This is a genomic window from Neisseria sp. P0019.S002 (genome assembly GCF_051957155.1).
Classification (GTDB): domain Bacteria; phylum Pseudomonadota; class Gammaproteobacteria; order Burkholderiales; family Neisseriaceae; genus Neisseria; species Neisseria perflava.
In genome coordinates, this window is sequence record NZ_JBQCWS010000004.1 from 131011 (window position 1) to 152814 (window position 21804).

At 49.0% G+C, this 21804-nt stretch carries 17 protein-coding genes and 4 tRNA genes; 11 read left to right on the forward strand and 10 right to left on the reverse strand.

Features of this window, described 5'->3' with window-relative positions:
• Nucleotides 1-39 precede the first annotated feature (39 nt).
• Nucleotides 40-1479: a surface lipoprotein assembly modifier gene (locus tag ACTHTY_RS07795; RefSeq protein ID WP_440367122.1), complete on the forward strand. Its 1440-nt coding sequence runs from the start codon at nt 40-42 to the stop codon at nt 1477-1479.
• 236 nt (nt 1480-1715) lie between these two features.
• Nucleotides 1716-2486, forward strand: a complete 771-nt coding sequence (locus ACTHTY_RS07800; protein ID WP_440367124.1) for a DUF6236 family protein — start codon at nt 1716-1718, stop codon at nt 2484-2486.
• A 235-nt stretch (nt 2487-2721) separates the two neighbouring features.
• Here the strand turns inward: ACTHTY_RS07800 and ACTHTY_RS07805 are convergent, their stop codons facing one another.
• Together ACTHTY_RS07805 and ACTHTY_RS07810 are read right to left on the reverse strand one after the other, a co-directional pair.
• Entirely contained in the window at nt 2722-3558 is an 837-nt protein-coding gene (locus tag ACTHTY_RS07805) for a PHP domain-containing protein (protein ID WP_440367126.1), read from the reverse strand.
• Nucleotides 3559-3623: 65 nt separating this feature from the next.
• Nucleotides 3624-6020, reverse strand: a complete 2397-nt coding sequence (locus tag ACTHTY_RS07810; protein ID WP_440367128.1) for a penicillin-binding protein 1A — start codon at nt 6018-6020, stop codon at nt 3624-3626.
• 153 nt (nt 6021-6173) lie between these two features.
• Here ACTHTY_RS07810 and pilM point away from each other — a divergent pair, with 153 nt between their 5' ends.
• The 7 genes from pilM (at nt 6174) to aroB (ending at nt 13021) form a co-directional block, all read left to right on the forward strand.
• On the forward strand, nt 6174-7265 hold the full coding sequence (gene pilM / locus ACTHTY_RS07815; protein WP_440367129.1) for a type IV pilus assembly protein PilM: 1092 nt from the start codon (nt 6174-6176) through the stop codon (nt 7263-7265).
• 4 nt (nt 7266-7269) lie between these two features.
• Nucleotides 7270-7893, forward strand: coding sequence for a PilN domain-containing protein (locus tag ACTHTY_RS07820; protein ID WP_440367130.1), 624 nt, complete (start codon nt 7270-7272; stop codon nt 7891-7893).
• Nucleotides 7893-8564: a type 4a pilus biogenesis protein PilO gene (locus ACTHTY_RS07825; RefSeq protein WP_004520855.1), complete on the forward strand. Its 672-nt coding sequence runs from the start codon at nt 7893-7895 to the stop codon at nt 8562-8564. The genes ACTHTY_RS07820 and ACTHTY_RS07825 overlap by 1 nt, the downstream gene beginning before the upstream one ends.
• 15 nt (nt 8565-8579) lie before the next feature.
• A complete protein-coding gene (locus tag ACTHTY_RS07830) occupies nt 8580-9122 on the forward strand; it encodes a pilus assembly protein PilP (RefSeq protein ID WP_003684527.1) in 543 nt (180 codons plus the stop codon).
• Nucleotides 9123-9142: 20 nt separating this feature from the next.
• On the forward strand, nt 9143-11275 hold the full coding sequence (pilQ, locus tag ACTHTY_RS07835) for a type IV pilus secretin PilQ (RefSeq protein ID WP_440367132.1): 2133 nt from the start codon (nt 9143-9145) through the stop codon (nt 11273-11275).
• Between the two features lie 122 nt (nt 11276-11397).
• Nucleotides 11398-11919: a shikimate kinase gene (locus ACTHTY_RS07840; protein WP_440367241.1), complete on the forward strand. Its 522-nt coding sequence runs from the start codon at nt 11398-11400 to the stop codon at nt 11917-11919.
• A 22-nt stretch (nt 11920-11941) separates the two neighbouring features.
• Complete coding sequence (aroB, locus tag ACTHTY_RS07845; RefSeq protein WP_440367134.1) at nt 11942-13021, forward strand: 3-dehydroquinate synthase; 1080 nt, start codon at nt 11942-11944, stop codon at nt 13019-13021.
• 130 nt (nt 13022-13151) lie between these two features.
• Here aroB and ACTHTY_RS07850 read toward each other — a convergent pair whose 3' ends face one another.
• The 3 genes from ACTHTY_RS07850 to ACTHTY_RS07860 form a co-directional block, all read right to left on the reverse strand.
• Entirely contained in the window at nt 13152-14465 is a 1314-nt protein-coding gene (locus ACTHTY_RS07850; RefSeq protein ID WP_440367136.1) for an ATP-binding protein, read from the reverse strand.
• Nucleotides 14466-14494: 29 nt separating this feature from the next.
• Nucleotides 14495-15172, reverse strand: a complete 678-nt coding sequence (locus tag ACTHTY_RS07855; RefSeq protein WP_440367137.1) for a response regulator — start codon at nt 15170-15172, stop codon at nt 14495-14497.
• Nucleotides 15173-15318: 146 nt separating this feature from the next.
• Nucleotides 15319-15885: an NADPH-dependent FMN reductase gene (locus tag ACTHTY_RS07860; protein ID WP_440367139.1), complete on the reverse strand. Its 567-nt coding sequence runs from the start codon at nt 15883-15885 to the stop codon at nt 15319-15321.
• 136 nt (nt 15886-16021) lie between these two features.
• Between ACTHTY_RS07860 and ACTHTY_RS07865 the strand changes: the two genes are divergently transcribed.
• The gene (locus ACTHTY_RS07865) at nt 16022-17449 is read left to right on the forward strand and encodes an MFS transporter (RefSeq protein WP_440367140.1); all 1428 of its coding nucleotides are present in this window, start codon (nt 16022-16024) and stop codon (nt 17447-17449) included.
• Nucleotides 17450-17519: 70 nt separating this feature from the next.
• Entirely contained in the window at nt 17520-18932 is a 1413-nt protein-coding gene (dacB, locus tag ACTHTY_RS07870) for a D-alanyl-D-alanine carboxypeptidase/D-alanyl-D-alanine endopeptidase (RefSeq protein WP_440367141.1), read from the forward strand.
• A 289-nt stretch (nt 18933-19221) separates the two neighbouring features.
• Here dacB and ACTHTY_RS07875 read toward each other — a convergent pair.
• From ACTHTY_RS07875 to ACTHTY_RS07895, 5 genes are all read right to left on the reverse strand, one after another.
• Nucleotides 19222-19298 (reverse strand) — tRNA-Asp (locus ACTHTY_RS07875).
• Between the two features lie 32 nt (nt 19299-19330).
• Nucleotides 19331-19406, reverse strand: a tRNA-Val gene (locus ACTHTY_RS07880).
• A gap of 39 nt (nt 19407-19445) precedes the next feature.
• Nucleotides 19446-19522: transfer RNA gene (locus tag ACTHTY_RS07885), tRNA-Asp, on the reverse strand.
• 33 nt (nt 19523-19555) lie between these two features.
• Nucleotides 19556-19631: transfer RNA gene (locus ACTHTY_RS07890), tRNA-Val, on the reverse strand.
• 69 nt (nt 19632-19700) lie between these two features.
• Nucleotides 19701-21683, reverse strand: a complete 1983-nt coding sequence (locus tag ACTHTY_RS07895) for a cation:proton antiporter domain-containing protein (protein ID WP_440367142.1) — start codon at nt 21681-21683, stop codon at nt 19701-19703.
• Nucleotides 21684-21804 lie beyond the last annotated feature (121 nt).

Genomic DNA, 21804 nt, shown 5'->3' on the forward strand with positions numbered 1-21804 from the left:
CAAGGTCGTCTGAAAACCGCCGACCGGAAAGCCGACACCATGTACAAACCGTCTGCCTGCCTGATTCTGCTTCTCTCCGCCCCCGTCCTTGCCGCGCCGCGTTCTGACTTTTCAGACGACCGTACCGCGCAACGCCTGTGGCAGGATACCCGCCACACCATGCAGGAGCAGGAACAAAAAGTACGCGAATATCATCTCGATATTTCTGCTCCGCATACCGGGCAGACAGCCGAGAGCGATTCCGAAGCCGACCAAGGCGAGGCACTGTTTAATGCCGTCAACCGCAGTGATTGGCAAACCGTTCGCCCTCTGCTGGAGCATTATATCCAGCAAAGCGAATACGATCCCGATATCGCTTCGTTTGCCCGTGCTTCTCTTGCACGAGGCGAAGGCAAGTGGAAAGCCGCCAAACAAGAATACGAAACCCTGCTGCAACGCCATCCCGACTTCACACGCGGACGGCTTGATTACGCACGCCTGCTTTTTGAAGGCCGTCTGAACCGCGAAGCCTCTTCTGAATTTGTACACCTTCAAAACGAAGACTTGCCCGAAGCCGTCAAAGAAAACATCGCCCATTTCCAAGATGCCTTGAAGCAACGACAAAGCTGGAAGGGCAGCCTTTCCGTCGGTGCCGTCCACAACAGCAACATTAACGAAGGCAGCGGCAAAGTGTGGTGTAAAACCGAAATCGACGGCGAATGCTGGGAAGAATTTTCAGGCGACAAACCCATTTCCGCCAACGGCATCAAATACGAAGCCGCCGCCGTCCGCCGTTGGCAGGTTAAAGGACACCACGGCATTGCCGCCCGCGCACTCGGCTATGGCCGCTCCTACCGCGACCATAAAGATTTCAACGAACACACGCTCAACCTCAGTGCAGGCTATCAGTTTGAAAACCAGCGCCACACTTTCGCCTTCGCACCACTTGTCGAATGGAATGGCAACGGCAGCAAAACCCTCAACCGCGCCTATGGTGTGCGCAGCGAATGGAACCTCGACAAGGGCAGCTGGATGTGGAATACGGAAGCCGAGTGGAAACACCTTTCTTATGCAGACAAAACCCGTTTGCTCGACGGCAGCCTCCTCTCCGTTTACAACACCCTGTCTTATTTCCCTCGTAGCGACCTGATGCTCTACGGCGGCATAGACTGGCAACAACGCAAAACGAAAGACCCTGTGGACAGCTATCGCCAAATTTCCGCACGGCTGGGTGCGGCAAAAATGTTTGAAGCCGGTTTCGATGCTTCGATTTCTGCGACTTTCGGTATCCGCAGCCATAGGGAAGAGAATGCCGTCCTCGAACAACGCCGCCGCGACAAAGAACAAACCTACCGCTTCAGCATAGGCGCTGACCGCTGGAAATTCGCCGGCCTTAAGCCCGTCCTCAGCTATAAACACCGCCGCGACAACGGCAACACCGACTGGCTGTACAGCTACAAACAAAACGAAGTCGGTTTGTCACTGGTGAGGTCGTTTTAATTTGCGGTAAAGAGAAATAAAAATGCACAGGCCGTCTGAAAGTATTTTCAGACGGCCTGTGCATTTTTATTTCTGTTGTTATGATTTTACTTAGAGAAGGGAGTATATTATAGTTATACAGTATTTTTATGTTATTTTTATTTATTGAAAATATGGATTTTATATCTAAATATTCAAAATTTGTTACTCTTTGAGTTAAATATTGGAGATAAGAAGTGAAGAAGCGTGGAATTATTATGGCACCTCCTGTCGAGGTTAATGGTAATACGATCATTGGGGGTGGAGTTGATTTAGAACAGGAAATTAGAATGGCACTGTTTTTTTGGGATAAAATCATTTTACCTAATAATAATATGTTCTATATGAGTTATTCCAATATAGGTGATGTTAATTTACTTCAAAATGAAAAAACTCTAACAATTGAAGAAGTATGGTTAACAGGAAGTTATTCGGTAAATGAAGATTTCTTCTTGAATATTCAAGAAGAAATTTTTAATAATTATAATCATAAAGGTACAGAGTATCTTTGGAGTTTGCAACAATTACATAAAGATTTGTCTTTTAAAGCTTCTAAAAACATAAGGAAAACTCTTCAAAGGACGATTGAATTTGAACTATATAAAGCTATTCCTATTCCACAAAGATCTATACCTCTTGAAGAAATTTTAAATTTCAAAGAAAAATATAATGATGAATTAATAATGTTGCGTTTATGCTTAAGTGCTATGTATGATGAAATAATTAGTTCTCCTGATCAAATATTTACTCAGAATACAAAGATGTTGCAACTAGAAAAAGCAATTTGTGATTTACATAAATCAATGGACTCACATAAGGTAATGAAAAACAAATGTCTGGCTAGTCATAAAATTGTATTAAGAACAGATTTTTCAGATTTGGTTGGATCCATCTCGGCAGCTTATGGATTCTATGAAGGGATGAAGAATCTTGGGGTATGGTATCTCAATATTTTTCTGCGTTTTTGGCGTCAGTGGGTGCCTTTATAAAAATAGGAATTAAAAGAAATGAAATAATTGAGGATATTCCTAATGAATTAAAAGATTATGCATATATTTCTAGAATAGAGAATGAGTTTGCCTAACAAATTGCTTAAAAAGGATAAATGTCAGTTTATGGGGTTTTATGAGGTATATTTGATTATTGAATTTACTTATGTAAATTGTGTAGATGCTGAGTCTCTGTTTATAGATAGATAAGCTATTTACAAAAATATGAAAAAATTCAGACGGCCTTAAAGCGTTTCCATACAGGACGGCATTGTTCGGGTAAGTCGGGACAGGCGCCGAGTATGCCGCCGCTGAAGTCGTTGGGGCGGTGGAAGTCGCTGCCTGCGCTGGCGAGAAAGTCGAAGCGGTCGGCAAGCAGGGCATAGTTGAGGCGGTCGTTTTTACAGCAGTTGCCGCTGTGCACTTCAATTCCTGCGCCGCCGAGATTTTTAAATTCTTGAAACAGGTTTCGTTTGGCGGTAGCGGATAATTCATAGCGCATCGGGTGGGCAATAATGGCCATGCCGTCTGCGTCTGTAATCGCGGCTACGCAGTCTTCCAGTGTGGCCCATTCATGTCTGACGGAACAGGATTTACCGTCGCCTAAATATTTGGTAAATGCCTGCTGTTTGTTTTTAACATAACCTTCGCGGATGAGGAATTCGGCAATATGGGTGCGGCTGGCCATTTCTTTGTTGGCGGCCAATGCCAGCGCACCTTCATACGCGCCCATTATGCCTTTTTTCTCCAGTTTGGCCGCGATGGCTTCCAATCGTTTCAGACGGCCTTTGCGGACTTCTGCAAGCAGGCTTTGCAGGGTTTCGTTGTGTTCGTCAAAGTCCAAGCCGACAACGTGGATGGTGCGGCCGCGCCAAGTGACGGATATTTCCACGCCGTTGACGAAGGGGAGGCCGAGGGTATTGGCTTCGGCGCGCGCTTCGGCAAGTCCGCCGGTATGGTCGTGGTCGGTCAGGGCGAGTAGGGTGCAACCGTTTTGACGGGCGAGTCGGACGACTTCGGTTGGGGAGAGCATGCCGTCTGAAACGGTCGAATGGCAGTGTAAATCAATCATGGTTTTGCTTTGAATTTTCTTAAAAAAGGCCGTCTGAACGTTTCAGACGGCCTTACTTTAGAACATTAGAACAGAGAGTCCAGTTGTTGTCTGTTATTGTTGCCGGTATTGCTTGGCAGAACTGGGGTTTCGTCTGATTCTTCACGGGCTGGCGCATTGCCGCTCTCGGTGCGGCGGCGGTTTTCATTCGGAACCGCGCGACGGGCAGGTTGAGCGGGACGCGGTGCAACGCCGCTGTTGTCCAAGGCCAGGTCGGAGCTGGTGGTCATGCGTTCGCGCATATACACTTCGCCGCCGTTCGAAACCACGCCCTCAGGGGCTTTCATCGGTTTGACGCTGGTGCCTTTCAGGGCGAAGCGCATGTATTCTACCCATACCGGTACGGCGATTGTACCACCGTAACCTGCACGACCCATGCTGCGCGGTTTGTCAAAGCCGATATAGACGGCAGTCACAACGCTAGGGTTGAAGCCGACAAACCATGCGTCTTTGTTGTCGTTGGTGGTACCGGTTTTACCGGCGATGTCGGAGCGGCCGAGCGCGGCTGCACCGCGTGCGGTACCGACACGGACAACGTCTTGCATGATTTTGTACATGATGTAGGCGTTGCGCGGGTCAATGGCCTGAGGTGCGTTCTCACCGGCTACCAAAGGCTGCATTTGCGCTCTCAGACGGCCTTGGCTATCGTAGATTTTGTCGATGACGTGGGCGGACACTTTGTAACCGCCGTTGGCAAAGACGCTGTAACCTTCTGCAATACGCAACGGCGTGGTTTCGCCTGTACCCAAAGCCATAGACAGGCTGGCAGGAATTTCAGACGGCTTGAAGCCGAAGCGTTGGATGTATTGTTGCGCGTAACCGATACCGATAGACATCAGGATGCGGATGGACACCATGTTTTTCGACGCGGTCAAAGCCTGACGCAGCGTGATGTAACCGGAATAGCGGCCGTCTGAATTTTTCGGGTTCCACGCTTTACCGTTTGTACCTTTGCCCGGCAGGGAAATCGGCGCATCGTTAATCATGGTGGAGGCAGTCATGCCTTTTGCCAAAGCGGCGGAATAAACGAACGGTTTAAACGTCGAGCCGGGTTGGCGCATGGCTTGAGTTGCGCGGTTGAAGGTTTTGCTGTGGTAGTCGTAGCCGCCGACCAATGCGCGGACTGCACCGGTTTTCGCATCTAAAGACACCAATGCGCCTTGCAGCAAAGGCTCTTGAACGACGGTAAAGGTATCGCCGCTGCCTTTAACACGGATGACGGAGCCGCGGCGGATGCGGTCTTCGCCCATTTTTTCGTTGTTGACGGCACGGGCGGCAAAGCCTAAAGCGTGGCTGTTCAGCGTCACTTTACGGCCGCTCGGCAACTGAATCTGTACACCTTTGCGTGAAGCTTCCAATACAACCGCCGGAATCATTTTATCGACGGTGTAAAGCGTAGAAAGGTATTGGCTGACAGTTTCTTCTACGTTGTCGCTTTTGCTCAGGTCAATGTAGTTTTCTGCACCGCGGTAGCTGCTGCCGCGGTCGAAATTGCGCAGGACTTTACGCAGGGCTTCTGTGGCCACGCGCTGGTGTGCGGTGTCGACGGTGGTGTATACCTTGAAGCCTTGCGTGTAGGCATCTTCGCCGTATTTCTCAAACAGCTCTTGACGCACCATTTCGGCAACGTACAGAGCGCTTTGATCGATGTTTTGTACAAAACGCTCGTAATGCAGCTCTTCTTTCAAAGCCTGATCGCGTTGCTGCAGGGTGATCATGCCTTCTTCCAGCATATTGTTCAGAATATAAGTCTGACGCAGTTTGGCACGCTCAGGGTTCACAATCGGGTTGTAGGCAGAAGGTGCTTTAGGCAAGCCGGCCAGCATGGCGGCTTCGGCCAATGTTAATTCATTAACATTTTTATTGAAATAAATTTGGGCGGCGGAGGCGAAACCATAAGCACGTTGACCCAAATAGATTTGGTTGAAGTACAGCTCCAAAATCTTGTCTTTGCTCAAAGACTGCTCGATTTTGTAGGCCAACAGGGCTTCGTTGAATTTACGGGTGAACGAACGCTCGCTGCTCAGGTAGAAGTTTTTAGCAACCTGTTGTGTAATCGTACTGGCACCGGATTGGACGCCGCCGGCCATGACGTTGCCGATCGCGGCGCGCGCCACACCCCAAACGTCCACGCCCCAGTGGTCGTAGAAGCGTTTATCTTCGGCGGCAATCACGGCATTTTTCAAAACTTTGGGAAAGTCACCGATTTTGGTGAATTCACGCCGTTGCTCGCCGTAAACGCCAATCACTTGGCCATCTGAAGAATAAATCGTCAGCGGCATTTTGGGTTTGTAGTGTTGTAAAGTGTCCAAAGACGGCAGCTTCGGATAGGTGACCAAAATTGCAATTGCAATCAGACCTACACCGAAAAGAGCCAGTCCCAATAAGAGACCCAGGCAGGTCGTTATAATCTTTTTAATCATGACTAAGTAATAATTTTGCCATTAATGGCGATAAATAAAGTAAAATGGGAAACGATTTCTATCAGCCACAGTCAATACTGTGTAAAGAATAAGAAGTCCTTTACGGATAACGAAACAGTTACTCACTCCTAAATGATACAGGGAAGTCAAATCATGCGCTTATTTAAAAGCACGAAAGATACCAAAACAGGCAAGGCTTCTAGCGGATTGAACAACCGCTCTGCCATCGGCGTCGACATCAGCCAACATGCCATTAAGATGGTACAACTGACAGGCCGTAGTTTAAACCAAATTCAGCTGGAAAAATACGTTATTACCAAATTGCCTAAAAATATTATCAAAGGCAACAAAATTCAAGACTACGATCAGCTTGCTACTTACATCCAACATACTTACACACAATTACGCAGTTCTTGCAAAAATATTGTTGCGGCCGTGCCACAAAATTTGGCGACAGTCGAGCAAATTATTTACAACCCGCGTGATACCGATTTGGACTTGGAAGAGTTTGTCGAAGCGGAAGTCGGCCAATTTGCGCCTATTGAAGAAATGAACTACGACTTTCAAGCCGAAGAAGTCGGTTCAGGCCAGCATGTTTTAGCTGTTGCCGCCAAAAAAGACGATGTCGAGCCACGCATTGAAATGTTTGAGAATGCGGGCTTGCCTTTGTCCGCTTTGGATTTAGACTTGCTGGCGCAACGCAATGCCTTTGTTCATTGGATGAATACGCATGCTCCCGAAATGGCAGATGAAAAAGTTGCCGTGTTCGGCATTCATGCGACGCAAATGTATGCCCTGATCCTGCAAAACGGCCGTATCCTCTACAAACAAGAAACGCCGGTCAGTACAGAGCAGCTCAATCAGCTGATTCAGCGTACTTATCAGGTAACTGAAGAAAAAGCCGCACAAATGATGGCTTCCCAAAACAAGCCTTCCGACTACCAGTCTCAGATTGCCGACCGTTTTAATGTGCAGGTTGCGCAGGAGGTTCAGCGTGTTTTGCAATTTTACTATACCACGCAGGCCACTGATTCTTTCTCCAATATCAAACACATCCTGCTGACCGGCTTTACCGCGCAGCAGGCAGGTTTGGCGGAAAGCATTTTCTCGCAAACCAATACGGCAACAGAATATCTGCATCCGATTTCATATGTGGAACGCAGTGCAAAAGTAGAATTGCCGCAGTTTCAAATTGATGCGCCTTCACTGACTTTGGCGTTCGGATTGGCATTAAGGGGACTTTGAGAACATGATCGAATTAACCAGAATCAACCTTCTTCCGTATCGGGAAGAAATTAAACAGCGCAAGCAGCAGCAATTCAAAATATTGATGCTTGGCGCTTTTGCAGTGGGTTTGGGCTTGGCGGCCGCTACCTATCTCGGTATTGACAGCGCCATCAGTAATCAAGAAGGGCGCAACAACTTTCTGCAAATCGAAATCGACAGGCTTGATAGAGAATTGGGCGAAATTGATAAACTTCAGCAAGAAAAAGAAGCCTTCTTGGCTAAAAAGCTGAAAGTTGAAGAGTTGCAGGAAAAACGCTATCAAGCGGCCTATATCCTTGATTCTTTGAATACGCTTACGCCCGATAATACTTATTTGACTGCGTTGGAAGCAGAAAGCCCGACCAGCTATAAAATCAGCGGCCATGCCATCAGTGACAATAAAATCGCCGTTATGATGCGCTCCCTGCCAAGTACAGGTATTTTCTTGCAGCCTGAATTGTTGAGCATTAAAAAAGTAGATAACTACCAAGAATTTACTTTGAAATCTTCAATCAACCAAGTGAATACGCCGGCTCCTGCACCGACTGCCCAAAGCAGCGGTGAAATGGCCGAATCTGTGGCAGAACCTGCTCCGGAGGCTCAATAATGGCATCTAAAAACTTAAAACAATTGGACGTACAAAACCTGTACCTGCTCAATATGCCTTCAAAACTTTTGCTGGCAGGTTTGTTGATTGTCGGTATGTTGGCTTTGGGCTATGTCGGCGTATTTAAAGATCAGATTGAAACCCTGAATACGCAGGAAGCCAAAGAGGAAGAGCTGAAGGAAACCTTTACGCGTAAAAGCATTCAGGCAGCAAGCTTGAATAATCTGAAGGCCGAATTGGCTTCGATCCGTTCTGCATTCGACGTTTTGTTGAAACAATTGCCGACCGACGCAGAAATTCCGAACCTGATTCAAGAATTGCATCAGGCAGGTTCAACCAACGGATTGCGTTTGGACAGCGTTGCACCGCTCCAACCTGAAAACGATGGTCCGATTCAAAAACTGCCGTATCAGATTTCCATCACAGGCAAATACTCTCAGATCAGCCAATTTACCCGTGATGTAGGCGATTTGTCGCGCATTATTACGTTAGATTCTTTAAAACTCGTGAACGCAGGCGAGGACAAAGAAGGCAAAGGTAATAAAGGCGAGTTGACATTGAGTGCGATTGCGACGACTTACAAAGCACGTCCGGCCGAAGAGATTGCTGCCGAATTGGCTGCGCAACAGGCACAAGAAGAAGGCAAACCTGCCGAGAATGAGCAAAAATAAAAGAATAGGGAAATCATGAAAAAAATCATCTTACTCTTAAGTCTTCTTCCCTTGGCAGCCTGTACGCAAAGCTATGAAGATTTGACTCAATGGATGACGCAAACCCGTCAGGAAGCAAAATCCAAGATTATTCCGTTTGAAGAGCCGACGGTTACATTGCCTAAGCCGTATAGCCCGCCGAACTTTAAAGGCATGAATGCGTTTGATTCCCGCCGTTTGGACACTGCCCCTAAAGGCGGTAATGCGCCGGATGTGAACCGTCCGAAAGAAACATTGGAAGCCTTCAGTTTGGAAAATATGGCCTTTGTCGGAACGCTGCAAAGCGGCGGCAAAGTTTCCGGATTTATCAAGGTCAACGACCATGTTTATACTGTTTATCCCGGAAACTACATCGGTCAGAATTACGGCAGAATCCAAAGTATTACCGAAGATAAAATTATCCTGACCGAGCAAGTTGAAGACAGCTACGGCAACTGGGTGTACCGGAAGGCCGAATTGCCATTGAGCAGTAAAGAGGCGGATTCTTCCAATAGCTCAGATAGTTCGAACTCAAATTAATTTAGGGGTCTCACTCAATTATGAAAACCAAGCACATGACAAAATTATTTGCCGGCTTCAGCGTTGCCCTCGCTGTTCAGACGGCCTTTGCAGGCAATATTACCGATATCAACGTTTCCACTTTGCCTGACAACCAAAAAATTATCAAAATCCGTTTCGACAAAGACGTCACTACACCTCATGGTTTTGTAACATCTACTCCGGCGCGTATCGCATTGGATTTTGCCAACACCAATATCCGTTTGCCTCAGCCTGTTTTGGAATATGCCGATCCATTGCTGAATCAAATTACTGCGGCACAAAACAATGACCGCGCACGCGTGGTTTTGGGTTTGAACAAAATCAGCCAATACAATACTGAGATTCGCGGCAACGAAGTTTGGGTGTTTGTAAACGAATCTACTGACCAAACCAATGCGGCCGTTGCAAATGACCGTGCGGCTACGCCGTCTACCGCGCGCGTTGCTCAGACTTATCAAGCCGTTTCGGCCGCCAATATCGATTTCCGCAAAGGCGCACGCAATTCCGGCATTATTGAATTGTCCGCCCCTGGTTTCAGCGGACAGCCGGACATCAAACAGCAGCGCGACCGCGTCGTTGTTACCTTGAAAAACCATACGCTGCCGACACAAGCGCAACGCAGTTTGGATGTAGCTGACTTCAATACCCCTGTACAAAACGTTACGCTCAAACGTATCGGCAATTCTACCCAGCTTATTATCCGCAATAATAATGCGAATTGGGACATCAATACCAAAGCTTCTTCCGGCCGTTTTGTATTTGAAGTATCGCCTAAAGCCGCCAATACCGAATTCGGCGGCTTGAACCACAATGCGAACAAATCGTTCAAAGGCCGTAAAATTTCTTTGGATTTCCAAGATGTAGAAGTTCGTACCATCTTGCAGATTCTGGCAAAAGAATCCGGTGTGAATATTGTTGCCAGCGATACTGTCAAAGGCACCATGACCCTGTCCTTGAAAGATGTACCTTGGGATCAGGCTTTAGACTTGGTCATGCAGGCGCGCAATTTGGATATGCGCCGTCAAGGCAACATCATTAATATTGCGCCTCGCGATGAATTGTTGGCAAAAGACAAAGCCTTCTTGCAGGCTGAGAAAGAGATTGCCGAATTGGGTCCGCTGTATTCTCAAACCTTCCAGTTGAAATACAAAAACGTGGAAGAATTCCGCAAAATTCTGCGTCTGGAAGAATACGATAGTAATAATTCCAATACCCGCAATACTCTGTTGAGCAACCGAGGCAGCGCCTTAATCGATCCGGCCACCAATACGCTGATCGTGACCGACAACCGCGGCGTGATTGAGAAATTCCGCAAACTGATTGATGAATTGGACGTTCCGACCCGTCAAGTGATGGTGGAAGCGCGTATTGTGGAAGCAGAAGATACCTTCTTCCGCAACTTGGGCGTTAAATTCGGTTCCGGTGGTGCAAGTGGCCGTAACGCATGGGGCAGCAATTGGAGCAATGCACAAACCAACTACAATACCAATGCCTCGTTTAACCGTGGCGACGTAGGCTACCGCACATGGACTTTGGATCCGAACGTCAGTCTGCCGACCGCAGCCGCAGTCAACAGCATTGCGCTGGTGCGCGCGTTCTCGTCTGGCGCATTGGGCTTGGAAATCAGCGCGTCTGAAGAGCAAGGTAAGAGCAAAACCATTTCCAATCCGCGCGTGCTGACACAAGACCGCAAAGAAGCCAAAATTGAATCCGGTACGGAAATTCCTTACCAAGAGGCTTCTTCCAGCGGTGCGACTTCAATTACCTTCAAGAAAGCTGTTTTGGGCTTGACCGTAACGCCGAATATTACGCCTGACGGTCAAATCATCATGACTGTGAAGATTAATCGCGATACCCCGATCGACTGTACCGTGGATTCTCTGACAACCAAGTGTATCAACACCAAACACTTGAATACCCAAGCCATGGTTGAAGATGGCGGCACGCTGATTGTCGGCGGTATTTACGAAGAAGAAAGCACCAATGCAGTGAACAAAGTACCTATTTTGGGCGATATTCCTGTTGTCGGCAATCTGTTCAAATCACGCGGCAAACGTGAAAACCGCCGTGAGCTGTTGATCTTTATCACGCCGCGCATTATGGATAATGTGGGTAACAATCTGCGTTACTGATTTTTAAAATGACAAACAGGCATATCTGCAAAGGTATGCCTGTTTTGGTTTTCAGACGGCCTGAGATGAAAGGCTGTCTGAAAAACGACGAACTTTTCCACGAAACCACCATATCGTATAAAATGACCCACATGGAAAAAATCAACGGCAATTTAATTTTAATCGGGCTGATGGGCGCGGGCAAAACCACTTTGGGCAAGCAGCTTGCCCAAATGTTTGAATGCCCGTTTTACGACAGCGACTACGAAATCTGCACTTCTTCGGGCGTATCCATTCCGACCATTTTTGAGATGGAAGGGGAGGAAGGCTTCCGCAACCGCGAAACCAATATGCTGAAGAAGCTCACTTCCCGGCGCAACATTGTTTTATCGACCGGTGGCGGCTCTGTATTACGCAGTGAAAACAGACAGATTTTGCGCCAAAACGGCACGGTTGTTTATCTGCATGCCAGCCCCGAAACCTTGCTGGAGCGTACCCGTTACGACAGCAACCGGCCGCTGTTGCAAGTTGCCAACCCTTTGGCCAAACTGCAAGAGCTGTATGACCAACGCGATACGCTGTACCGTCAAACCGCCCATCTTGTCATTGAATCCGACAGCTGTCACAAAACGCTCAAACGCCTGATACAGGCTTTAGGCGAATAAGTACGCTTTGCAAAGGAATACTATGCGCACACTGACTGTCCAAACCCCGTCCCATCAATACCCCATCTTTATCGGGCATAAGCTGATTGAGCAGGCAGATACGCTGCTTCAGCCCTATCTAGGTAAAAAAGCAGCCATCATTACCAACGAAACCGTTGCGCCGCTTTATCTCAAGCAGCTTCAGACGGCCTTAGACAGAGTGGGCGTGCCGCATTTCAGCATCATCCTTCCCGACGGCGAAGAATATAAAAACTGGCAGACGCTCAACCTGATTTACGATGGCCTGATGCAAAACCGTGCCGAACGCAAAACCACTTTAATCGCTTTGGGCGGCGGCGTGATAGGCGATATGGTCGGTTTCGCCGCAGCAACTTATCAGCGTGGCGCACCTTTTATTCAAGTGCCGACCACCTTGCTCAGCCAGGTTGATTCCTCGGTCGGCGGTAAAACCGCTATCAACCATCCGCTCGGTAAAAACATGATTGGCGCGTTCTACCAGCCGCAAGCTGTTCTGGCCGATTTGACCGCTTTGCAAACGCTGCCGCAACGCGAACTTTCCGCAGGCATGGCCGAAGTCATCAAATACGGCGCATTGGGCGATGCCGAATTTTTTGCTTGGTTGGAAGAAAATATGGCTGACCTGATGGCGCAACATCAAGAAAAAATGGCGGAAGCCGTTTACCATTGCTGCCAAATGAAGGCCGATATTGTTGCCCAAGACGAAACTGAGCAGGGCATCCGCGCATGGCTTAATCTCGGCCACACTTTCGGCCATGCCATCGAAGCCGAAATGGGCTACGGCGTATGGCTGCACGGCGAAGCCGTTGCCGCCGGTTGCGTCCTCGCTTCTCGTTTGTCGCAAATTTTGGGCAAAACCCAACAAGCCGATACCGACCGCATTGCCGCTTTAATGGAAGCCGCCTCCCTCCCGTCTGCACCGCCTGTTTTCTCCTTTGAAAAATGGATTGAACACATGAGCCACGACAAAAAAGTCAGCAGCGGCATCATGCGTTTTGTCGGCTTGGAATACTTGGGCAAAGCCAATATTACCGAAATTACCGATATGGAAATCCTCCGCCAAACCTTGCAGCCGTATTTGTGAAGAATGAATGAGGTTTGCTTTAAAATATAAAAAGGCCGTCTGAAAGTCATTTTCAGACGGCCTTTAGTTTTTTAAGCGTTTTGATTCATCGGCTTAAAGTTAGATAAACCAATTTGGGCGGGTCAATCATTTAAAGCGTCTTTTTATCCAACTCGGCGATAATCAACAAGCCGCTGTCAAAGCGTCGGCTGTCGGCCAGTTTCAGACGGCCTTGATGGTGTTTGACAATGGTGTTTGCGATGGAAAGCCCCAAGCCGGTGCCTTGTTGTTCGGTACCGAGAATACGGTAGAAGGGGTCGATAACGCGTTGGCGTTCGCTTGGGGGAATGCCGGGGCCGTCGTCTTCCACCCAGATGTTGAGGTATTCGGCGGTTTCGTCAAAGCCCAAATCGATGCGGCCGCCTTTGGGGGTGTAGCGGATGGCGTTGTCGGTAAAGGTTTTGATGAGGGTGTAGATTTCAGTGTCGTCGGCGTGGATTTGGCAGTCGTTTTCAACGGCGACGCCGATGTCTTGACCTTTGGCCAGCGCCAGCGGCATGAGTTCCTGCAAGACACGGCGGAACTGGTTTTGCAGGCTGATCAAGGTTCTAGGGCGTTGGGTTTCGGGTGCTTGGGCGCGTGCGAGGGAAAGGAGTTGCTCGAGCAGATGGCGGTTGCGCTGTATGCTTTGTTGCAACAGGGCGGACTGCTCGCGCGCTTCGGCGGACAGTTGCATATTGTTGAGCCGCTCTGCCTGAAGGGAAAGGGCGGTCATGGGGCTGCGCAATTCATGTGCGGCATCGGCGATAAAGCGTTGCTGTTGGCGGACGTTTTCGTCGGTACGTTGCAACAGGTTGTTGATGGCGACGACAAAGCCTTGGATTTCGCTGGGAATGTTTTGCGTGTCCATCGGCGAGAGGTCGTTGATTTTGCGCTGTTCCAAATCGTTGGACAGGGTTTTGACGGAACGCATGGCGCGGTGGGTAATCCAGACGGTGAGCAGGATAATCAGGGGCAGGGCGAGGAGCGTGGGGAGGATGCTCTGCACGGCGGCCATTTCGGCCAGCTCTTCGCGGTAGTCGCTTTCCTGCATGACGGCGATGCGGCCTTGCTTGGTGGTGCGGGTATAAACGCGGTAGTAATCGTCGTCGTCATCGGCCTGAATGGTGTGCAGGCCGTCTGAAATCTTCTCAGGCAGGCTGACAATGGGGTTGGGCGTATTGGGAAATTGAACGGAAATTTTGTTGTCGTTGTCGAGCGAATGATTCTCGTCATCGGCATCGCTCGGGTCGAGATAGTTCGCGACTTGGCGCAACAGGTCGTCTTGAACCTCTTGGGTCTCGTGATAAGTATCGTAATATGAAAATATGCCTGCAAGAATGGAGAGGGGCAGGAGCATGCAGATCAGGGCGAGGCTGATCTTGACTTGCAGGGATTGTTTGATGGTGTGGATAAGGCGTTGCATGGTTTGTATGTTGATATTGTTGTGGTTTTTCAGACGGCCTGGTTGTTTTGTGCAACCAGCCAGCCGACCCCGCGGACGTTTTGAATCGCTTCTTTGCCGAGTTTTTTGCGTAAGGCGTGAATCAGGAAGTCAACGGCGTTGCTTTCGACTTCTTCACCCCAGCCGTAAATTTTGTCTTCCAAATCGCTGCGTGACAGAATCATGCCCGGACGCAGCAGCAGGGCTTGGAGGACGGCAAATTCTTTGTTGCTGAGCATGATGGCCTGTTCCTGCCCGACCACTTCTGCCTGATGGGTGGAAGGGTTGAGTGTGATGATGCCGTTGCTCAGCAGCGTTTGCGCCTGTCCGCCGTGTCGGCGCAATACGGCGCGCATACGGGCTTGCAGTTCCGCCATGTCGAAAGGTTTGACGATGTAGTCGTCTGCGCCGCCGTCCAGGCCGTTGAGGCGGCTGTGCAAATCGTCGCGTGCGGTCACGATTAAGACGGGAACGGTACAGCCGTCGTTGCGGATTTGCGCCAATACGTCCAAACCGTCTTTGCCGGGCAAGCCCAAATCCAAGAGCAGCAAATCGTATGCTTGCGCCGCCACTGCTGCGGCAACTTCCGAACCGCGGTTGACCCAATCGACAGCGTAGCCGGTGTCTTTCAGGTTGGCACTGACGGCTTGGGCAATCATGGCATCGTCTTCAACCAATAATACGCGCATGGAAGTTCTCCAGAGGATGGGTGGATAGTGATTATACCTGCACTCAATTAGTAAAAATTTAGGAAGGGTTGAAAAACTGATTTTTTGCAAAAGATGAGGCCGTCTGAAATTTCGTTTTTCAGACGGCCTGTATGCTTCAATCCCGATTATTTAGGGTTTTTCTCAATCAAGGCAACCAATTGGCCGATATAGCCTTGAACAAATCCGCGTGCGGATTCGATGAGCTGGCCGTTGTCGTCAAACAGGGTAGGCGAGTTGCCGAGGAATACTTCCGGCTGGCCGGTCAATGGCATATCGAAATACGAAAGGGCAAGGCGCAGATTTTTTTGCGCGCTATAACCGCCCATTTTGCCGACAGAATGACTGATGATGCCGGCAGGTGTTTTTTTCCAGGCAACATCGGCATTGGGTTTGGAACCGATGTCGATGGCGTTTTTCAGGCAGGCGGGGACGGTACGGTTGTTTTCGGAAGTCACGAACAATACGCCGGCAGAGGCTTTGATGGTTTCACGGAACTCGGTATAGCTGGATGGAGTGGGGAAGTCGGTAACGGCAGGATCGTCGTAGTCGAAGTTGTATAAAGGTAAATGGCCGATTTCGACGATTTGCGCTTCGTAGCCTTCGGGGAACATGGGAATGACGTTTTGTGCGATTTTTCGTGCAAACGAGCCTTTACGCAGACTGCCGACCAAGATGCTGACTTTCTTTGACATGTTTTTCTCCTGTTTAATAATAAAAATGAAAACAATTCTAAATTTTAGTGTTATCTGTGGAAGCGGTCAAGGTTTCAGACGGCCTGTCAAAATGGTTTATGCTAAAATAACGGTTTCGCTGATATTTCAAATTATTATGCACGCTTCTGATTCGCAAGAGGACGCAACGGCACACGAATACTATGCCGACAATCCCGACTTTCCAGCTAAAACCATTGTCGCCACCTTATTCATCGGCGCATTTTTCGGCTATCTCAACGACACGCTGCTGAATGTCGCGCTTACGCCGATTATGAAAGATTTTGGTGTCGATAAGACCACGGTTCAATGGCTGACAACGGGCTTTTTGCTGGTCATGGGGGCATTTACGCCGATTACGGCAGGCGTGATTCAATGGTTTGAAACGCGCAAAATGGTGCTGTTTACGCAGGCAACGTTTTTAGCAGGATCGCTGATTTGCGCGTTTGCACCGACGTTTGGCGTATTGGTGGTCGGTCGGATGGTGCAGGCAGTGTCTGCCGCGTTTTTTGTCCCGCTTCTGTTTAACGGCGTGTTGTCGATTTTCCCTCCCAACAGGCGCGGAACGGCGATGGGTGTGATTACCATGATGTTTACCGCCGCGCCTGCAATGGGGCCTACGCTGTCGGGCATCATCATCGACCATACGCATTGGCGCGTGCTGTTCGGCTTTACCGCGCCGTTTATGTTGGCGGCAATGGTGCTGGTGGGTAAATATTTGACGGTCAATTTGAGTAACATCAGCCGTCCGAAAATCGATATGTTGTCGGCTGTGCTGTCGATTGCAGGCTTCGGCGGGCTGGTTTATGCGAGCAGTAATTTTGCCCATATGCCGCTGGTGGAATTTATCCTGCTCTTTGCCGCTTCCATTGTGCTGGTGGGTTGGTTTGCGCACCGTCAGTTCCGTTTGGCTACGCCGTTGTTGAACCTTCGTGCGTTTGAATACAAACAGTTCAGATATTGCGTTGTGATTTTGGCCGGTGCGGTATTCCTGTTCTTGGGCTTGGAGCTGATGGTGCCGATGTACACGCAGCAAGTGTTGATGCTGACCGGTACGGCAACCGGCCTGATCCTGATGCCTGCCAGTATTGCCCAAGCGGTTGCCGCGCCGTTGTTCGGCAAATTGTTGGACAAAAAGGGCGGCCGCTTCGTCATCTTACCTGCAACAGTGATGCTGGTGGTGTCACTGGCGGTATTGTGGCTGTTTTTGCGGATTGATACGCAAGTGGTGATGTTGACGGCGATGTTTACGCTGTTGGCGCTTTCCGTGTCAGCTTGTGTAACCGGCGAAACCCATGGTCTGAATGCGTTGCCGAAAACGCTCAATCCGCACGGTGCGGCGATTCTGACCACCATTAATCCGATTGCCGGTGCCATCGGCGTGGCGTTTTTTGTTGGTGCGACCAATATCGGTGAGAAACTTTCCAGCGCAGATATGCCGCAACAGGCAATGTTGGACGGTATCCATTTGGCGATGGGTTGCGCTTTGGTTGTCGGTGTTGTGGTCGTCATGTTTGCTTTACGTTTGAAAGCGCATCAGAAATAAAGAAAAAGGCCGTCTGAAACGTTCAGACGGCCTAAGCACCTCGTAAGAATTTATAAGATTTTGTAACACAATGAAGTTAAAATGTATTTTATCAATCGGCCTGATGATGGCGGTTTGTCCGTCATGGGCTTTGGATTTCGGGCGTATCCCTGAAAATGAGATTTCTGTTTATGTGCAGGAATTGGACAGCGGCAAAGTGATTGCCGAACACCGTGCCGATGAATTGCGTAATCCTGCTTCGACCATGAAGCTGGTAACGGCGTTTACCGCGTTTCGTATGTTGGGCGGCGATTATCGTTGGAAAACCGAGTTTAAAACCAACGGCCCAATCAAAGGCGATACGCTAAAAGGCAATGTGTATTGGGTGGGGAGCGGCGATCCTGTGTTTGACCAACATGATTTGGTGCAAATGCAGCAACAGATGCGCGATAAGGGCATACGCCATATTGACGGACATCTGATACTCGACCGCAGCTTGTGGGGCGATGTGAAGAATCCGGATGATTTTGCTTCCGATTCTGCCGAAAGCTTTATGACACCGCCTGATCCTAATATGTTGGCGTATAAAACCGTTGAACTGCGTGCTGAAAAAGAAGAAGACGGAAGCTTAGTCATCCGTACCAATCCGCCGCTGCCGAATCTGAACATTCAAAACAAATTGACGCTTGAGAATAAAGAAGGGAAGTGCAGTGTTTTAAAAAACCACATGAAGACTTCCTATAAAAACAATACGCTGACCGTATCGGGCAAGCTGCCGGAAAGCTGCTTGGGCAAAGAGCTGTATCTGAATATGTACAGCATGAAAGAATATGTCGGCAAAAGTTTTGTCAACCAATGGCGCCAACAAGACGGTACAGTTTCAGACAGCCTGACGACAGGTGTTGCGCCTCATGATGCATATGTGTTGGCAAGCCATCAATCCAAACCGCTTACCGATATCCTCACCGATATGAACAAGCATTCTAATAATCTGATTGCCCGTTCGGTTTTCCTTAAATTTGCCGGAAATATGTCTGATTACAAGCTGGCGCAGACTAAGGCCGCTTCTATCGTAAAAAGCGAGCTGGCGGTTGCCGGTATCAATACGGAAGGGCTGGTGTTGGAAAACGGCTCAGGCCTGTCCCGCGTAGAACGGCTTAATGCGCGAATGATGGCGCAAATGTTGGAAAAAGCCTACTTCAGCCCGTTTAAAAACGAGTTTATCAGTACGCTGCCGATTGCCGGTAAAGACGGCACGCTTAAAACACGCTTGAAGCAGCCAGGTGAAAACCTGCGCCTCAAAACCGGTACGCTTAAAGATGTCCGCGCGTTGGCTGGGTATTGGTTGGGCGAAAAGCCGTTACTGGTTGTCGTTATTATCAACAGCCAAAAATCGACCGATTATTTACGCGACTTGGATAAGCTGGTGTCTAAAATTGTTCAGCCGGGAGGAGATCATTGGATTGATGCTAAGGCCTCCTGCATGATTAGGTATCAGGCTTGATAAGCTAAAAAAGGCCGTCTGAAAATGTATTGACGTTTTCAGACGGCCTTTGTGTAAGAAGGGGAGGTAAGTATCTATGTCTATTTTGGAAGATGATTTAGGGATTGGATGAATAAGCGTTTGGTGTGAATCCGCTTGAGATGGATGGTCTTTCAGGATTTAAACCATATGTCTGCTTTATTGTGTTGTCCTGTTTATATTATTTAAATAGCTGGATTTTTTATAAAAAGGCATAGGGTGCAGACGAAAAAATACCGGTAAAAACCGGTATTTTTTATTTTTAACTTGATGGCGCGGCGGACGGGGCTCGAACCCGCGACCCCCGGCGTGACAGGCCGGTACTCTAACCAACTGAGCTACCACCGCGCATCCATTGTCAAAGACAATGAAAAGGAAAGTGGTGGGTGATGACGGAGTCGAACCGCCGACATTCTGCTTGTAAGGCAGACGCTCTACCAACTGAGCTAATCACCCGAAAAAGGGAGATACTGAAGAATCAGTATTTTTAAATAATGGCGCGGCGGACGGGGCTCGAACCCGCGACCCCCGGCGTGACAGGCCGGTACTCTAACCAACTGAGCTACCACCGCGCATTCACTGTCAAAGACAATGAAAAATAAACTTGGTGGGTGATGACGGAGTCGAACCGCCGACATTCTGCTTGTAAGGCAGACGCTCTACCAACTGAGCTAATCACCCATGCGCAAAATTGCGAAGACGCTATTAAACCAAAAAATCCTGATGCGCGCAAGATTTATTTGCTGATAATTAGATATCTCCCTGCAAACACCAGTTTTCAAAGGAAATAATTTCTTCCTGCTTGCCTGCAACAACCAAAATGTCGCCGGTTTCCAGAACGAAATCAGGGTCAAGGTCTTGGATTTTCCCGGTATTGCGGCGGATAAACAATAGTTTCAGATAATGCGCTGCCAATGGCAATTCACGGATGGTTTTGCCGATGGCATGTGCCTCGCCTTGCAATGGGAAGGCATGGCGGCAGACGGCCTTGCTGTCTTCATCGGAGAAGCTGTCATCATCACTGCCGACAAACAAGTCTTGCAAAGATGCATAGCGGCTGTGACGGATGTGGGTTATGGTTTGATAAACATGGTTGTAGGAAAGGCCGTGGCCCAACATGGCATAGCTTGCCAGCACCAGGCTGGTTTCTTTGGTATCGGAGACGGTTTCTTCCGCACCCATTTCGGTAAAGGTTTTGACGTAATCGTCATTGGTGGCTCGAACATAAACCGGCATGCTCGGATGCATGGACATGATGTTGCCGAGAACATGTTGGGTCTCGTGCATATTGTTCAGTGTGATGACCACCATTTTGGCGCGTCCCAAGCCAGCGGCTTCCAAGACTTCACGGCGTTTGGCATCGCCAAAGGAAACCGGCTCGCCTGCGTTGCGTGCCACTTGTACGCGGGCAATATCCAAGTCAAGGGCAAAGTAGGGGATGCCTTCTTGCGCCAATACACGGGCAACCGATTGACCGCCGCGTCCGAAACCGATAATCAGGACGTGTTCGGATTTGCTCATGGTTTCCACCAACATGGAGTGCAAGTCCAAGGCTTTCATGTCCCAGTCGGATTTAACGAAGCGGCTGACGATGGCATCGCTGCTGCCCAAGATAAATGGAGCGGCAATCATGGAAAGCAAGACGGCAGCAGTGGCCGCTTGTTCCAATTCGGGCGAAACCATATTGATTTTGCTGGAAATAGCCAGCATCACGAAACCGAACTCGCCGCCTTGCGCCAAATAAAGCGCACTTTTGAGGCTGTCGCTCGTAGGGTTTTTCATGCGCAAAGCGATGATGAAGACGACCAGTGCTTTCAAGACCAACAGGATTGCCAACAAAATCAGGATTTGCTGCCAGTTGCCGATCAGCGCCTGAATATCGAGCTTCATACCGACGGTAATGAAGAAGAAGCCCAGTAGGATGTCGCGGAATGGACGGATGTCGTCTTCTACCTGAATACGGTATTCGGTTTCGGAAAGCAACATACCGGCGACGAATGCGCCCAATGCCATAGACAGGCCTTCAAGCTCTGTCAGATAGGCCACGCCCAAAGTAACCAGCAAAACGTTGATCATGAATAGTTCGGACGATTTGCGTTTGGCAACCAGTCTGAACCAGCGCGACATCACACGGCTGCCGACAACGAATAAAATGCCCAAGGTCAGCAACATTTTCAAACCGGCCAAGCCCAGCTCTACCCACAAGTTGCCTTCGCTACCGCCGGCAAGTGCCGGAATCAGAATCATCAGCGGTACAACGGCAATATCTTGCATCAGCAAAACACCCATGGCCATTTGACCATGCGGCTGACCCAGCTCGGTTTTCTCCGACAGAATGCGGCTGACAATGGCGGTGGACGACATGGTCAGTGCGCCCGCAGTGGCAAACGCCCAGTTAAACGGCGTGCCCATTGCTATCAAAATGCCCATAATCGAGAGCATGGTGATGATGACTTGCAAACCGCCCAAGCCGAATACGAGGCGGCGCATGGCTTTGAGTTTGGGCAGGGAGAATTCGAGACCGATGCTGAACATCAAGAACACAATGCCGATTTCGCCCAAATAGTCGGTAGCATGGCTTTGCGGAATCAGTTTGAACATACCCGGACCGGCAATAAAACCGACCAAAAGATAACCGAGCATGGAAGGAATGTTGAATTTGCGACAGCAGATAACCGTAATGACGGAGACCAACAGGACAATGACAATGGGACCGAGGGAGAATTCGTGCATAGAGTGGGCGGCCTTTCGTTAAAAGTAGCTATTGTTATATAGGCCGTCTGAAACACGTCGAAAACTGACAGCAAACCCAAATAAAAACGCACAGAATGAACTTCATTTCTGCAATTTGATT

What these genes read in the sequence shown, in the direction of transcription:
- ACTHTY_RS07800 (WP_440367124.1), top strand. Translation starts at nt 1,716, where the DNA reads ATGGCACCTCCTGTCGAGGTTAATGGTAATACGATCATTGGGGGTGGA.
- ACTHTY_RS07795 (WP_440367122.1), top strand. Translation starts at nt 40, where the DNA reads ATGTACAAACCGTCTGCCTGCCTGATTCTGCTTCTCTCCGCCCCCGTC.
- ACTHTY_RS07895 (WP_440367142.1), bottom strand. Translation starts at nt 21,683, where the DNA reads ATGCACGAATTCTCCCTCGGTCCCATTGTCATTGTCCTGTTGGTCTCC.
- ACTHTY_RS07810 (WP_440367128.1), bottom strand. Translation starts at nt 6,020, where the DNA reads ATGATTAAAAAGATTATAACGACCTGCCTGGGTCTCTTATTGGGACTG.
- ACTHTY_RS07855 (WP_440367137.1), bottom strand. Translation starts at nt 15,172, where the DNA reads ATGCGCGTATTATTGGTTGAAGACGATGCCATGATTGCCCAAGCCGTC.
- ACTHTY_RS07865 (WP_440367140.1), top strand. Translation starts at nt 16,022, where the DNA reads ATGCACGCTTCTGATTCGCAAGAGGACGCAACGGCACACGAATACTAT.
- pilM (WP_440367129.1), top strand. Translation starts at nt 6,174, where the DNA reads ATGCGCTTATTTAAAAGCACGAAAGATACCAAAACAGGCAAGGCTTCT.
- dacB (WP_440367141.1), top strand. Translation starts at nt 17,520, where the DNA reads ATGAAGTTAAAATGTATTTTATCAATCGGCCTGATGATGGCGGTTTGT.
- ACTHTY_RS07805 (WP_440367126.1), bottom strand. Translation starts at nt 3,558, where the DNA reads ATGATTGATTTACACTGCCATTCGACCGTTTCAGACGGCATGCTCTCC.
- ACTHTY_RS07860 (WP_440367139.1), bottom strand. Translation starts at nt 15,885, where the DNA reads ATGTCAAAGAAAGTCAGCATCTTGGTCGGCAGTCTGCGTAAAGGCTCG.
- aroB (WP_440367134.1), top strand. Translation starts at nt 11,942, where the DNA reads ATGCGCACACTGACTGTCCAAACCCCGTCCCATCAATACCCCATCTTT.
- ACTHTY_RS07840 (WP_440367241.1), top strand. Translation starts at nt 11,398, where the DNA reads ATGACCCACATGGAAAAAATCAACGGCAATTTAATTTTAATCGGGCTG.
- ACTHTY_RS07830 (WP_003684527.1), top strand. Translation starts at nt 8,580, where the DNA reads ATGAAAAAAATCATCTTACTCTTAAGTCTTCTTCCCTTGGCAGCCTGT.
- ACTHTY_RS07825 (WP_004520855.1), top strand. Translation starts at nt 7,893, where the DNA reads ATGGCATCTAAAAACTTAAAACAATTGGACGTACAAAACCTGTACCTG.
- pilQ (WP_440367132.1), top strand. Translation starts at nt 9,143, where the DNA reads ATGAAAACCAAGCACATGACAAAATTATTTGCCGGCTTCAGCGTTGCC.
- ACTHTY_RS07850 (WP_440367136.1), bottom strand. Translation starts at nt 14,465, where the DNA reads ATGCAACGCCTTATCCACACCATCAAACAATCCCTGCAAGTCAAGATC.
- ACTHTY_RS07820 (WP_440367130.1), top strand. Translation starts at nt 7,270, where the DNA reads ATGATCGAATTAACCAGAATCAACCTTCTTCCGTATCGGGAAGAAATT.